This is a genomic window from Brevibacterium paucivorans (assembly GCF_016907735.1).
Classification (GTDB): domain Bacteria; phylum Actinomycetota; class Actinomycetes; order Actinomycetales; family Brevibacteriaceae; genus Brevibacterium; species Brevibacterium paucivorans.
The window spans coordinates 1,837,968-1,851,873 of sequence record NZ_JAFBCP010000001.1; the positions used below are offsets into that span (position 1 = coordinate 1,837,968).

At 60.5% G+C, this 13,906-nt stretch carries 12 protein-coding genes and 2 tRNA genes; 7 read left to right on the forward strand and 7 right to left on the reverse strand.

Going from position 1 to position 13,906, the window contains the following annotated elements:
* Window positions 1-8: 8 nt before the first annotated feature.
* The 4 genes from JOE56_RS08495 to glsA are packed head-to-tail and all read right to left on the reverse strand — an operon-like array spanning window position 9 to window position 5,708.
* The gene (locus JOE56_RS08495) at window positions 9-896 is read right to left on the reverse strand and encodes a 3-methyladenine DNA glycosylase (RefSeq protein WP_204515647.1); all 888 of its coding nucleotides are present in this window, start codon (window positions 894-896) and stop codon (window positions 9-11) included.
* Window positions 897-899: 3 nt separating this feature from the next.
* Window positions 900-1,892 carry a malate dehydrogenase gene (locus JOE56_RS08500; RefSeq protein WP_204515648.1) on the reverse strand — a complete coding sequence of 331 codons (993 nt, stop codon included), beginning with the start codon at window positions 1,890-1,892 and terminating at the stop codon, window positions 900-902.
* Between the two features lie 52 nt (window positions 1,893-1,944).
* Entirely contained in the window at window positions 1,945-4,401 is a 2,457-nt protein-coding gene (locus tag JOE56_RS08505; protein ID WP_204516114.1) for an ATP-dependent RNA helicase, read from the reverse strand.
* Window positions 4,401-5,708, reverse strand: a complete 1,308-nt coding sequence (gene glsA / locus JOE56_RS08510) for a glutaminase A (RefSeq protein WP_239530412.1) — start codon at window positions 5,706-5,708, stop codon at window positions 4,401-4,403. The genes JOE56_RS08505 and glsA overlap by 1 nt, the downstream gene beginning before the upstream one ends.
* 19 nt (window positions 5,709-5,727) lie before the next feature.
* Between glsA and JOE56_RS08515 the strand changes: the two genes are divergently transcribed.
* From JOE56_RS08515 to JOE56_RS08525, 3 genes are all read left to right on the forward strand, one after another.
* Window positions 5,728-6,537, forward strand: a complete 810-nt coding sequence (locus JOE56_RS08515) for a fumarylacetoacetate hydrolase family protein (protein ID WP_204515650.1) — start codon at window positions 5,728-5,730, stop codon at window positions 6,535-6,537.
* Window positions 6,538-6,654: 117 nt separating this feature from the next.
* Window positions 6,655-8,073, forward strand: a complete 1,419-nt coding sequence (gltX, locus tag JOE56_RS08520; protein WP_239530727.1) for a glutamate--tRNA ligase — start codon at window positions 6,655-6,657, stop codon at window positions 8,071-8,073.
* A 65-nt stretch (window positions 8,074-8,138) separates the two neighbouring features.
* Entirely contained in the window at window positions 8,139-9,407 is a 1,269-nt protein-coding gene (locus JOE56_RS08525; protein WP_204515652.1) for an alpha/beta fold hydrolase, read from the forward strand.
* 175 nt (window positions 9,408-9,582) lie between these two features.
* Here the strand turns inward: JOE56_RS08525 and JOE56_RS08530 are convergent, their stop codons facing one another.
* Window positions 9,583-9,861 (reverse strand): hypothetical protein, encoded by a 279-nt coding sequence (locus JOE56_RS08530; RefSeq protein ID WP_204515653.1) that lies wholly within the window; start codon window positions 9,859-9,861, stop codon window positions 9,583-9,585.
* A 154-nt stretch (window positions 9,862-10,015) separates the two neighbouring features.
* On the opposite strand from JOE56_RS08530, the gene JOE56_RS08535 reads away from it, so the two are divergent.
* Both JOE56_RS08535 and JOE56_RS08540 read left to right on the forward strand, forming a co-directional pair.
* Window positions 10,016-10,087: transfer RNA gene (locus JOE56_RS08535), tRNA-Gln, on the forward strand.
* Between the two features lie 16 nt (window positions 10,088-10,103).
* Window positions 10,104-10,176, forward strand: a tRNA-Glu gene (locus tag JOE56_RS08540).
* 84 nt (window positions 10,177-10,260) lie between these two features.
* Here the strand turns inward: JOE56_RS08540 and JOE56_RS08545 are convergent.
* Both JOE56_RS08545 and JOE56_RS08550 read right to left on the reverse strand, forming a co-directional pair.
* On the reverse strand, window positions 10,261-10,899 hold the full coding sequence (locus tag JOE56_RS08545) for a DUF4282 domain-containing protein (RefSeq protein WP_204515654.1): 639 nt from the start codon (window positions 10,897-10,899) through the stop codon (window positions 10,261-10,263).
* 107 nt (window positions 10,900-11,006) lie between these two features.
* Window positions 11,007-11,726 carry an IclR family transcriptional regulator gene (locus JOE56_RS08550; RefSeq protein ID WP_102238688.1) on the reverse strand — a complete coding sequence of 240 codons (720 nt, stop codon included), beginning with the start codon at window positions 11,724-11,726 and terminating at the stop codon, window positions 11,007-11,009.
* A gap of 138 nt (window positions 11,727-11,864) precedes the next feature.
* Between JOE56_RS08550 and leuC the strand changes: the two genes are divergently transcribed.
* Together leuC and leuD are read left to right on the forward strand one after the other, a co-directional pair.
* On the forward strand, window positions 11,865-13,268 hold the full coding sequence (gene leuC, locus JOE56_RS08555; RefSeq protein WP_204515655.1) for a 3-isopropylmalate dehydratase large subunit: 1,404 nt from the start codon (window positions 11,865-11,867) through the stop codon (window positions 13,266-13,268).
* A 32-nt stretch (window positions 13,269-13,300) separates the two neighbouring features.
* A complete protein-coding gene (leuD, locus tag JOE56_RS08560; RefSeq protein ID WP_204515656.1) occupies window positions 13,301-13,900 on the forward strand; it encodes a 3-isopropylmalate dehydratase small subunit in 600 nt (199 codons plus the stop codon).
* Window positions 13,901-13,906: the final 6 nt, after the last annotated feature.

A 13,906-nucleotide genomic window follows, 5' to 3' on the forward strand; every position in this document is an offset into this window, starting at 1 on the left:
CCGGGCAACTAGATCAGCTCTAGTGCCTGGTCAATCTGGGTGATGAGACGCCGTCTTAAGTCTTGAGCCTGCAGGGAAAAATCCTCTTGCCGGCGCATGTATTCGGCCTTCCCCTGGGCGGTTTCAATCGCGACGATCCCGTACCCCCATGCGCGCACATCGTAAGGTGAGGCTTCCATGTCGAGAGTGCGAATCGCACGCGCCAGGTCGAACGCGTCCAACACTGTCGCCGATTCCACAATCGGTTCCAGCTTCATCGCCCACTTGTACAGGTCCATTCCGGCGTGCAGACACCCTGGTTGTTCGTTCGTGCGCATCCCTTGCCGTGTGGGTTGCAGCGTGTTCAGCGGGCGCGCCGGGGGAGTGAAGAACCTGAACGCGTCGTAGTGGCTGCACTGGATGCGGTGGTTTTCGACCACGCGGTCCGTCTCTTCTTGGCTCAACCGCAGTGGCACGTGCGAGTGGCGGTGTTCCTGCGCCGTCTGCTTGTACACCATGGCCCATTCGTGCAACCCAAAACACCCGAACGACGCCTCCCGGTCTACGGTCGCTTCCAACAGTTGCCGGATGAATGTGGCTCCCTGCCCGCGGTCGGCTTCCCACGCGCCCACGTCAACATGAGCTACCGTGTGGCCGGCGTGCTGGCTACGGGTGTACCAGCGCCGGTTGAAGTAGGTCTCATCCGCCGAGGTCTCAACCACCACCGCTCTTCCCGCACCCGGGTGCCATGTGGCGAGCTTGCCGGGTTTGAACGGGTAGTAGGTGAAAAGGAAGTCCTCAACCGGGTGCTTTTCGCCTCGTGACCGGCGTTCCAGGTGGGAAGCAGTGCGCTCATGAACGGCCCGTTCATGAGCGTCACGAAGTTCCCGCCATTCGCAGGGTGAAAGAACATGCACGGTTTAGTCGAGGTGTCCTTTGCCCGCTGCGGTGGAGCGTTCGTCAAGGAGTTCGTTGGCCGAGGCGGTAATCCGCTCCCGCTGAAGGTCGGTCAGTTCCAGCTGAGGTACCACCGTGTAAATGCCGTTCTCAATCGTCACCGGATAAGAGTAGACCACACCGGCGGGAACACCGTAGCGAGCCTCCTCGGGTAGCGCTTGAGTGGGGACCGCCATGGACACCCAACGGCCGTCCGTTCCCTGTTCCCAGTCGCGGAGGTGATCCAAGGTCGCTGACGATGCAGACACCACCGAGGAACCACCTCGGGCTTTAATCACGGCGCCACCGCGGGTGGCAACGGTGGGCACGATGGTGTCCAACCAGGTGTCCTTATCAATGACGTCCAGGGCAGGAGTGCCGCTCACGGTTGCGAACGTGAGGTCAGGGAACTGCGTGTTCGAGTGGTTACCCCACACGGCCACCTGAGCGATCTCACCCGCACTCACGCGGGCGCGCTGGGCCACTTGTCCAATCAGACGGTTGTGGTCCAGGCGGGTGAGCGCGGTGATATTGGCGGGGTTGAAGCCCTCTTTTTCTGCGTGGTGAGCGGCCACCAACGCGTTCGTGTTGGCAGGGTTTCCCGTGACCACGACTTTGCAGTCCGGGTGGGCGACCTGCCCCAAAACACGGCCTTGAGTGGCGAAAATGCCTGCGTTGACTTCAAGAAGATCAACGCGGGTCATGCCGTCCTTGCGGGGTGCCGAACCGATGAGCAAGGCCGCGTGAGCGCCGTCGAAGGCAACCTCGGGATCATCGGTGGCCACGATGTTTGCGATGCGCGGGGAGGCGTGGTCCACGAGCTCCATAATGACCCCGTCCAGAGCCTGAACCGCCTGCGGGACTTCGAGGAGGCGCAACTCGATGGGTTCGTCCCCGTAGACGTAGCCGTCAGCGAGCCGGCCCAAAACGTTGTATCCGATATTTCCTGCAGCACCTGAAACAGCGACGATTTTCATGAGCGCCCCTTTCTGAAGTCTGGAATTATTCTATCGGCCAAAGGCAGGTAGCTTAGCGAGGTGCTGACCGGTTAGTGAGCGCCGTGGGCACCGCGTTCCACGGGTCTTCAGGCCACGGGTGTTTGGAGTACTTGCCCCGGTTTTCGGCCCGCACATGCGCATATGCCCCATTCCAAAAACTGCGCAGGTCATCCGTGACCGCCAAGGGTCTGCGGGCTGGTGACAACAAGTGCATCAGCACTGGGCGCCCCAGAATGCTAGGCGTGTCAGCCAGACCAAAGCACTCCTGGAGTTTTACTGCCAACACGGGAGCTTCCGGCTGATCCCCGTGGGACTCCGGCGTGGGGTACGTGACCCGGACTTTGGCACCACTGGGAACCTCGAGCCGTTCAGGAACCAGCTCATTGAGCCGGGCCGCTTCCGGCCAAGGGAATACGCGTTGCAACGCCGCCACCAGGTCAATCTTGTGCCCACGGCCCAGCGCCTCCAGGTCAGGCTCAAGCCATGTGAGGTCCTGCAGGGCATTCAGCGTGACATCGGGCCACGGGTCGCCCACGACAGCATGCACAAAGCCCAACCTGCCACGCAAGGACTCAAACGCGGGATCACCCTCACCCGGCTGCTCGGAAATCCCGGGCACCACGGCGTGCAATCCACGTGTCGCACACGCAGCCCGCACAGCGTCCACTACCGCCTGAGCTGATGGCTGCACCGGGGTGGATGCGAGCTCAATCGCACCCAGTTCCTCCACCTTCCGGGCCTGCACCTTGCCGTCTGTAAACTCGGCGCGCTCAACCGTGCGGTGTAGCGCCCCGGCGGCCTCTAGCGCAGTCGCTTCATCGATCGACACGGCCAACTGCGCACGCGCCTCACTGCCCGCACGCGCTATGCTGGCAACCGCGATCCAGTCATCGAACCCATCCGCACGCACACCGGTTCCGGAGACAGTCAGGTAGGTGTCGCCTCGGCGGCGGGCAATCCACTCCGGGCGCGCCAACGCGGTCACCAACCCCACAACAGAACGTGGCACGGAACCCTTAGGTGCATCCACGCCGGCAATCCGGGAAAGCCTCGCCACCTCGCGCTCAAACGCCGTCGTGCCCGAAAGCTTCGACACCAACTCCGGCACATCCCGCGCCCTCTCATCAGCGGCCAGCGCGCACGCGACCCGCACCGCTTGCGGCCCCACCTTCTCCACGCCGTCAAACAGCGCGCGAGCCACATGCGGATCGGCCGGGACGCTCGCGAGTTTGTGCCCAACCGGGGTTGCCTCCCCGTCCTGGTCCAACGCCCCCAGCGCAGTGAGTGCCTGCACCGCTCGCTCCGTTGCCCGAGGCGGCAGCTCCGTTGGCATGTCCAGCCCGACTCCCAGCGGGGTTCCCCACACCGCTAAATCAAGCACAGTAGACGTGAGGTCTGAGGTTGTGATCTCTGGGGGAGTGTGCGCTGGCCGGGACGCGAAATCCGCTTGGCTCATACACCGGATGACCCGGCCCGGGGCTTCACGGTGCGCACGGCCCGCCCGCTGCACCATGGCCGCTTTTGACGCACCCACGGTGACCAGGCCGGACATCCCGCGCACGGAATCAAACCGTGCCTGCCGATCCAGCCCCGCATCGACTACAGAACGCACCCCTGGAACCGTGATCGCTGATTCGGCAATGTTGGTCGCCACGATCACCCGAGTGCTCTCAGGTACGTGACCGCGCACGATCCGCTGCTGGGCGGCAACACTGAGCCGGCCGGACAGCTCCTCGGTGGGGAAGTCACGGCGCACACTGGCCGCCACTCGCTCAATTTCGCGGGCACCAGGCACAAACACCAAAACGTCCCCACCGCGCTCGCCGCGGTGCCCAGCCTCGGCAACTGCGACACTTGCCACGTGGTCCAAGAAGTCCCAGTCCACGCCACGTTCAGTGAGCGGACGCGGCCCGGGCTCCCACACGGTCTCACACTCAAACGTGGGCACGTGAGCGGACAACAGCGTCGCCTCTTCACCCGTGGCTTGCGTGAGAAGGCCCGTCCACATGTCACTGTCCAACGTGGCCGACATCGCGTACACGCGCAGGTCATCCCGCATCGCCGCGACCTGAGCCACAAATGCACACGCCAGATCCGAATCGATCGACCGTTCATGGACCTCGTCCAAAATGACGGTCGAAACACCTGCCAACTCCGGGTCACGCAACAGCCTGCGGATCAACACCCCAGTAGTCACGAACTCCACCTTCGCGTCCGCTGGGACGTCGCGGTCACCTCGGACGGTGTACCCCACCGGCAACCCGGACAGTTCCCGCAACCGAGTAGCCGCCGCCTGGGCGGCGATGCGGCGAGGCTGCGTGACGATCACGCGCCCTGACCCCAGGTTGGCAACCGCGGGCGGGACCACGGTGGTCTTACCGGAACCCGGGGGCGCCTGGATAACAGCTACCCGAGGTCGTTGATCCGCAATCTGCTCCACGAGCGAGGCTGCGGGCAGGTTGGCAGAGATTCGGCCGAGGTCGAACATCACTTAGCGAACCAGCTCGAATCCACGGGTTCTTCGTTCGGTTCGATGTCGGACAGCGACGTGTAAACTTCGTCGCGCAGGTCCGCGAAGTGCTCGTTGGGGTCGAGGATGGTCACTGTGTGGCCGCGGCGCTTGAGCTCAAAGATTCCAGCGTGGAGCAGCTTGTACCCCACCAGGGACACCGACGGTACGCTCCTGAAATCGATGACGATGGGTTGCTTGTTCTCTGGCGTCTCAAGAATGGAGCGCAACGCTTTTTCAGCCAGGGAGAAGTCCATGCTTCCCTGAATGTGAATGTGCAGGCGGCCAGAGCTGTCCGTTTCTTTCTCCAAAACAGACGACAGAACAGGGCTGGGCGGCCTCATCATGTGCAGGCCCAGGTCTTCGCTCATGCGTTCAAATGCGTCCACGCCACGTACCGAGTTGCCGAACTTATCAATCGGAGGTGAGAACGCTGCCGCACCCATCTGGCCGGGCAGTGACCCCATAATGCAGCCAGAAACCCCGGACTTTGCAGGAATCCCCACATTGGTGAGCCAGTCACCAGCCGCGTCATACATTCCGCACGTGGTCATCACGGACAACACCTGCTGGGCCACCCACTCCGGAACTACACGCTCGCCTGTCTGCGGGTTCACCCCACCGGAAGCCAACGTCATGCCCATCACTGCCAGGTCTTTGGCCGTCACCGCAACGGAACACTGACGCGTGTAGCCGCGCACCACCTCGGCGGGATCACTGATGATGAGGTCATTTGCACGCACCAACGCAGCCAGTGCCAAATTACGCCACGCCTTGTCGATCTCAGACTCATACACGGCGTCGTCATAGGACAACTCCCGGCCAGCAAAAGCGCTCATCCCGGCAAGAATCCGCTTTTCGCGCTCCTCCCTGCTGGCGCCTCGCGAATGAACCAGGGCGTGAGTGGTCACCGCACCAATGTTGATCATGGGGTTGTCAGGGCGCCCAGTCGCTTCGTCCAGACTGATCGAGTTGAACGGGTCGCCAGATGGTTCCTCACCGACAGATTCGTTGACGCGCTCCAGGCCACGGTCGGCAAGCGCCATCGCGTACACGAACGGCTTGGACACGGACTGGATGGAGAAGGGCTTATCGGAATCTCCCACGGAGTAGACGACTCCTTCCGGGGTACACAGCGCCAGCCCAAACAGATTGGGGTCCTGATTGGCGAGTTCGGGAATGTAATCCGCCATGGCCCCACCGGTTTTTTGCAAACCGGCTATATGGATCGATCGCAAGTATTCGGTGACAGGGGAATACGCAGGATTCGAAGCGAGGGTTTCCATGGCTACTAGACTAGTGCCCATGCGAATCGTTCGTTTTGTTCACAACGACGCGCCACACTACGGCGTAGTTGAAGGAAACCTCCCTGAAGTTAGCGACGACGGAACTTTTGACACCTCGGAACTGGAGGTGGCGGTCCTAAGTTCTGACCCATTCTTTAGCCCTGCGCAATCGACCGGCGAACGCCTGCCTTATGACGAAGTGCGGATGCTGGCCCCGATCCTGCCCCGCTCAAAAGTCATTGGGGTTGGCCGGAACTTTGCCGATCATGCGCGCGAACTCGGAAACGAGGTCCCGGTGAGCCCGCTGACGTTCTTCAAGCCCAACACCTCGGTGGTGGGGCCCGGTGAGCCTATCCGGTTGCCTGCCATCAGTGAAGAAGTGTCCTACGAAGCTGAACTGGCCGTGGTCATTTCTAAGATCGCCAAGAACGTTACGCCAGAAAACGCGTACTCCTATGTTTTGGGGTACACGGCAGCAAACGACGTGACACTCCGTGACATCCAGCGGATCGACAAACAGTGGTCGCGGGCCAAAGGCTTCGACTCCAGCTGTCCTCTGGGGCCGTGGATCGAAACTGAATACGACCCAGAAAATGTGCGCATTCGTTCGTGGGTCGACGGCGAACTCAAACAAGACGGAAACACTGAAGACTTCATCTTCGACATTCCCACCGTCATTGCTCACCTCACCGAAGTCATGACCCTGCTTCCCGGTGACGTCATCTTGACGGGAACACCCGCGGGAGTAGGTCGCATTGAGGCTGGTAACCGCGTCGACATTGCCATTGACGGGCTGGGAGTTCTGTCCAACCCCGTCATGGACGTCTAACGTCGTAACGTAGCTTCACCACCACACTTACACACACGAACACATATACAAAGAAGGAACACCGTGACTGTACGAGTCCGCTTTTGCCCGTCACCAACTGGAACCCCGCACGTGGGAATGGTGCGTACCGCCCTGTTTAACTGGGCCTACGCCAAGCACACCGGCGGAACCTTTGTTTTCCGTATAGAAGACACCGACGCCGCCCGCGACTCAGAAGAGTCCTACGGCCAAATCATCGAAGCGATGAAGTGGCTGGGGCTGGACTGGGACGAAGGTATCGACGTGGGCGGACCACACGGCCCTTACCGCCAGTCACAGCGTGGCGACATCTACGCCGAGGTCATTGAGAAGCTCAAAGCTGGTGGCCACATTTACGAGTCGTACTCCAACGCAGAAGAAATCGAAGCGCGTCACCGGGCTGCAGGCCGTGACCCCAAGCTGGGCTACGACGGGTATGACCGTGACCTGACCCAGGAACAGATCGCAGAGTTCAAGGCGCAAGGCCGCGAACCTGTATGGCGTGTGCGCATGCCTGATGAAGACATCACGTTCACCGACATGGTGCGCGGCGACATTACGTTCAAGGCCGGTTCTGTTCCCGACTTCGTGGTCGTGCGCGCCAACGGGCAGCCACTGTACACCCTGGTCAACCCAGTTGATGACGCGCTCATGGGAATCACCCACGTGTTGCGTGGTGAAGACCTGTTGAGCTCAACCCCACGCCAGATTGTTCTGTACGAACACCTCAAGGCGATCGGTGTTGCTGAGCGCACCCCAGAGTTTGGCCACCTGCCGTACGTGATGGGCGAAGGCAACAAGAAGCTGTCCAAGCGTGACCCCGAATCGAACCTGTTCCACCACCGCGACAACGGGTTCATCCCCGAAGGTTTCATCAACTACCTTGCGCTTTTGGGCTGGTCGATCGCTGCTGACCGCGACATTTTCAGCGTTGATGAACTCATCGAAGCGTTCGACATCCACGACGTGTTGCCCAACCCGGCGCGCTTCGACGTTAAGAAAGCCACGGCCATTAACGCCGACCACATTCGCATGTTGGACGTTGACGACTTTGCGCAGCGTCTGGTGCCGTACCTGCAGGCGGCCGAGGTGTTGCCCCAGGAACCGACCGCCGAGCAGTTGGCAGTGTTGAAGGAAGCGGCGCCGCTTGTGCAGACCCGTATGAACCTGCTCAGCGAAGCTCCTGATCTTCTGCGTTTCCTCTTCGTGACAGATGCCAACTTCGAGTTCTACGAAGACGGCCTCAAGACCCTGAAAGACACCGCGCCACAGGTTCTGGACCAGGCAATTGCAACGCTGGAACCCATCACCGACTGGACCACAGACACCCTCCACACAGCACTGCAAGAAACCCTGGTAGACAAGGCCGGCATTAAGCCTCGTCTGGCGTTCGGGCCGCTTCGCGTGGCAGTTTCTGGGCGCCGAATTTCGCCACCTCTGTTCGAATCCATGGAGATTCTGGGCAAGGACTCGTCCATGTTCCGCCTCAACAAACTACGCGAACACTTGGCTGAGTAATCCGCAAGCACGCCCTGAGCCACGAAACCCGGCAACCACCTCGGCGAACAACGACAAGGAGACCCATGCTCACCCGCACGTACACGATCCCCGGACTCAACGTTGACGAACACACCGTCACGGTGTCGCTCGATCACTTTGGGGATACCCCAGGGGAGCTCGAGGTTTTCGCGCGCGTGTACTCCCTGCCGGGTTCCGCAGAAAAGCCGTACCTGGTGTACCTGCAGGGAGGGCCGGGATTTGAAGCCCAGCGAGTGACAGACCCATCTGGGTGGGTTGGGCGCGCACTTCGCGAATACAACGTGGTCATGTTGGACCAGCGGGGCACCGGGCAGTCCAGCCCTGTGGGGTTTGTTGACGGGCATTTCGTGGGTACGGGTGATAACCAGACACCGGCTACAGTGGCGGACTACCTGACGCATTTCCGGGCGGACGCCATTGTGGAGGACGCCGAGGTCGTTCGCGAGTCCCTGGGAGCGTCCACCTGGGCGGTGTTGGGGCAGTCGTTCGGCGGGTTTACCGCGTTGCGGTACTTGGCAGAACACCCTGAGTCCTTGGAGCGTGTCATGTTCACCGGCGGGCTACCACGGGTGCCAGGTGCGGCCGGCGGTGAAGCTGACGCTGACCCAGCGGTGGCGTACCAGGACACGTGGACGATCATGGCCGGGAAATCGGAGCGGTTCTTTCAACGCTATCCGCATGCGCGGGAGGCATATGAGCGTTTGTTTGAGCGTGCGACCGGTGGGATTGAGCTGCCGGATGGCACAGTGGCTACACAGGCTCATGTGCGTGGACTGGGCCAGTTCCTGGGCGCCAGCGGGGGAGCGGAACGCTTGAACTACCTGTTGGCACTGGGTGACTCGGTGGCCGGGCGTCACGACCTCCAGGACGCTTTGACATTTGGTGCGCGCAACCCAATCTATGCGGTATTGCACGAAAGCTGCTGGGCATCCGGTGTCGCTACGCGTTGGGCTGCTGAAAGGGCCCGTCCGGAACGGCAGTCGCCGTTCGCTCTGGCCGGTGAGCACGTGACGCAGGACCACTTTGAGTCCGGTCCTCTGGAGGCGTGGAAGGATGTGGCGCATCGGCTGGCAGACCACGAATGGCCGGTCATGTGGGACGCGGACAAGCTTGCTCACGCACGTGGCAAGGTTCCCGCGGCTGCTGCGGTGTACTTCGACGATGCGTATGTGCCGTGCAAACATTCCTTGGCCACTGCCAAGCTCGCGGGTGTTGAGCCGTGGGTGACCAACGAATATGAGCACAACGGACTGCGTGCGTCAGGGGAGCGGGTGCTGGACCGCCTGCTGGCCATGACGCGCGGCGAAGTGTGATGGCGCTACTGTAGCCACGCGCACAAAAACCGTTTACCCAACACCCCTCGCAAGGGGTGTTGACTACACACCCTTTTTGTTCGTTTTGTTCACGTTTTTGGCCCAAAATCGGCGAGTTACTCACCACCCCTAGACTGAAACTTCTCACTTGTGGTGGGTAACTGGGTGTGAGGAGTTAGCTCACAGCTTGGTTGCGTCGTTTGAGCGCGGTTGCGATGATGATCGCGATGATCGGCCCCAGAATGGGCACGAATACTGCTAACAGAATCAGCAGTGTCGTGTGTAGTGGTTTGAGCCGGGCGAAAACTACCAGGACTATCGCAGTGACCAGCAGTATGAGTGAAACAGGAGCCACGAACATCATCGCGACGAAACCGGCGTCGGCATAGAACGGAACTTGCGGCCCGGTATTCATGACAAGATGGGAGCACAACGCCACAGTTGATACGAACATTTTCGCCTCCTTGAAAACACCCGGTGAGGTGGTTTGATGATAGCGCCCCCCCTGTGATGGGCAACACAAATGCGAGTCCGTTTTGCACAAGAGCGCCGAGGTATGTAAAGTAGTCTTTCGTTGCCGACGCGGGCTTCAAGCCCGAGTCTTGCATTGGGGTATGGTGTAATTGGCAGCACGAGTGATTCTGGTTCATTTAGTCTAGGTTCGAGTCCTGGTACCCCAGCGCTATTTCAGCACAAGCCCCCGTCGTCTAGTGGCCTAGGACGCCGCCCTCTCAAGGCGGAAACGGCAGTTCGAACCTGCTCGGGGGTACATATTCCAAAACTTCATACAAATGAGGGGCGCATCTACACAGATGCGCCCCTCATGCGTGCCGTATGCGGTTGCTAGCTCCGACTAGTCGGTCAGAGCCCTCCGCATTTCGGTGGTGTTTTGAGCTGTACGGATATTGGCGACCATGAATTCGAGTGCAATACGCGACAAGATGATCTGCGCAAGAGCAGGAATCCACCCCAGGAAAATAGTGGGCAAGAACATCATGCTCAAGAGCCCACCGCCTGAACCAGAGAAGGCGTAGCTGAGACCGCTAGCAGCCGCCGAAGCGAGCGCGGTGATGACGATCCACAGAAGCCATGTTCCTACCGCTGTGATGATCGAGAGCGTATATAGGACGCTGGCAAAGTTGATCGTCACAAAGTTTTCAAACTTCAGATCAAACAATGCCTTGAAGAAGCGCGTAAACACGTTGCCTTTAGGAGCCTGCGCCTGCAACTGGCCCGTTGGCTGAACGTTTTGAACTGGAACCCCGCCCGTGTTGTAGTTGGCAGCTGGATATGGCTGGCCGGCGGCGGGTTGTGCGGGTGCAGAAGCATACTGCTGCTGCGGAACCTGGCTCGTCTGGGCCGATCCCTGCGGCGCGTTGCCCGGGGTTGCCTGCGGAGCGGAGCCATATGGGCTTGAACCGTACGCGCTCGGTGCGTTGGAGGGTGGCGTCGGGTTGTTAGGTGCGCCGTTTGAAGGGTAGTTGTCAGTCATGCTGGCATCCTTTGTCCATGGTGGTGCTACACCAAACATGTTACGCAATTCGGACATAAAAAGCGGGGCTGCCCCACGGAAGGGCAACCCCGCTTTGTAAAAGCGTTTTATGCGCGGTTTAGCGCATCCGTAAGCGCCTTCGCCGCCTCCAGAACGGACTGCGCGTGCAAGCGACCAGGCTGGCGGGTCAAACGCTCCACCGGACCGGAAATCGAGACCGCCGCAACAACCCGCGAACTCGGGCCACGGACGGGAGCGGAAACTGACGCCACGCCTCGTTCGCGTTCCGCGATCGACTGTGCCCAACCTCGGCGGCGGACACCAGAAAGAATCGTGGCAGAAAAACGTGCGCCACGCAGACCCGTGTGCATGCGGTCCGGTTCTTCCCATGCAAGCAATACCTGCGCGGCAGAACCTGCGCGCATACTCAACGTGGCACCAATAGGAACTGAGTCGCGCAGACCCACAGGACGTTCAGCTGCGGCGACGCACAAGCGCAAGTCACCCTGGCGACGGAACAGCTGAGCAGACTCACCCGTGCGGTCACGCAACTGGTTGAGAACAGGGCCAGCGGCCGCGAGCAGACGGTCCTCGCCGGCTGCGGATGAAAGTTCGGACAGGCGGGGGCCCAAAACGAAACGCCCCTGAAGGTCTCGCCCGACCAACCGGTGATACTCAAGAGCAACCGCCAGGCGGTGTGCGGTGGGGCGGGCCAGGCCGGTGAGGCTCACGAGTTCAGCCAGCGAAGCGGGCCCGGCTTCAAGTGCGGACAAGACGAGTGCGGCTTTGTCGATAACTCCAACGCCACTTCCATTTTGGTTGCTCATACCCTCAATTGTAGGTCTCACCATCTAAGATGCAAGTTCGGATGGTGGTACATCTGGCTAGTGTGAGTCTCGAAAATCGCATGTGAGCGCCGGCGTCACGTAGCAGGTGCAGGTTGCGTGTCGTGAAGGAGATCTACCGTGGGAACCACACTGGCGGAGAAGGTCTGGGCTGACCACATTGTCGCAGCCGGTCAAAACAACGAACCCGACCTCATCTACATTGACCTCCACCTCGTCCACGAAGTCACCAGCCCTCAGGCATTCGAAGGCTTGCGACTCGCAGGCCGCAAAGTACGTCGCCCCGACCTCACAATCGCAACGGAGGACCACAACACCCCCACCGTTGACATCGACAAACCCATCGCCGACCTCACCAGCCGCACCCAGATCGAAACCCTGCGGAAGAACGCTGAAGAATTCGGCATCCGCTTGCATTCCCTGGGTGACGTGGAGCAGGGGATCGTACACGTGGTGGGCCCTCAACTGGGTCTGACGCAGCCGGGAACCACTGTGGTGTGTGGTGACTCCCACACGTCGACCCACGGCGCGTTTGGCGCGCTCGCGTTCGGGATCGGCACCAGCGAAGTCGAACACGTGCTGGCCACCCAGACACTCTCCCTCAAGCCGTTTAAGACCATGGCCATTACAGTCAACGGAACCCTGCCCGAACACTCCTCGGCCAAGGACATCATCCTGGCTGTCATCGCAAAGATCGGCACCAACGGTGGCTCCGGCCACGTGCTCGAGTTCCGAGGCGAAGCGATCCGCAACCTGTCCATGGAAGCGCGCATGACCCTGTGCAACATGTCGATTGAAGCAGGTGCTCGCGCAGGCATGGTCGCACCCGACGACGTCACGTTCGAGTACCTGCGGGGACGTCCTCACGCGCCCACGGGGGACGCGTGGGATCAGGCGGTTGCATACTGGAAGACCTTGCGTACGGATGAGAATGCGGAATTTGACGCCGAGGTCGTTCTGGACGCCGCTGACATCGAACCTTATGTCACATGGGGGACCAACCCGGGTCAAGGTTTGCCACTTTCACAGTCGATTCCCGACCCTGCCCAGATGGTTGACGAAAACGAACGAATCGCGGCAGAAAACGCCTTGGCCTACATGGACCTGGAACCTGGCACCCCGCTGAAAGACATCGCGGTGGACACCGTGTTCTTAGGCTCGTGTACCAACGCCAGAATTGAGGACCTGCGAAGCGCAGCACATGTTCTCCGAGGTCGTTCAAAGGCTCACAATGTACGCATGTTGGTGGTCCCCGGTTCGGCTAAAGTGCGCCTGCAGGCTGAAGAAGAGGGTCTGGACAAGGTCTTCACCGACTTCGGCGCGGAATGGCGATTCGCCGGATGCTCCATGTGCCTGGGAATGAACCCGGACCAGCTTTCGGAAGGCGAGCGGTGCGCATCCACCTCGAACCGCAACTTTGAAGGACGCCAAGGAAAAGGCGGACGCACCCACTTGGTCAGCCCAGTCGTGGCCGCGGCCACCGCAGTCAACGGAACCTTGTCAACCCCGGCAGACCTGGCGTAGAGCCACGCAACGAAGAGCACATAGGAGTCATCGTGGAAAAGTTCACTTCACACACCGGCGTGGGTGTTCCATTGAACCGTTCGGCCGTTGACACTGACCAGATCATTCCGGCCGTGTACCTCAAACGCGTAACCAAAACTGGTTTCGACGACGCGTTGTTTGCGCGCTGGCGCAAAGACCCTGAGTTCGTTCTCAACCGCGAACCGTACACACACGGGTCCGTGCTGGTGGCAGGGCCCGACTTTGGGACGGGGTCATCACGTGAACACGCAGTGTGGGCACTTCGCGACTACGGTTTCAAAGCCGTTCTGTCATCACGCTTTGCCGACATCTTCCGCGGAAACGCAGGAAAGAACGGCCTTGTCGTGGCTCAGCTTGAGCAAAGTGACATTGACCTCCTTCTCAAGCGCATCGAAAACCAACCTGGGATCGAAGTCACCGTGAACCTCGAAACGCGGACGGTCCACTGTGATGACCTCACACTGCCTTTCGACATTGATGACTTCACGCGCTACCGCCTCATGGAGGGGCTGGATGACATCAGCCTGACACTCCAGCACGAAGGCGCTATCGACACGTATGAAGCCCAGCGACCAGGCTTCAAACCCACAACTCTTCCCGTCCCAGAGTGAGCAAAC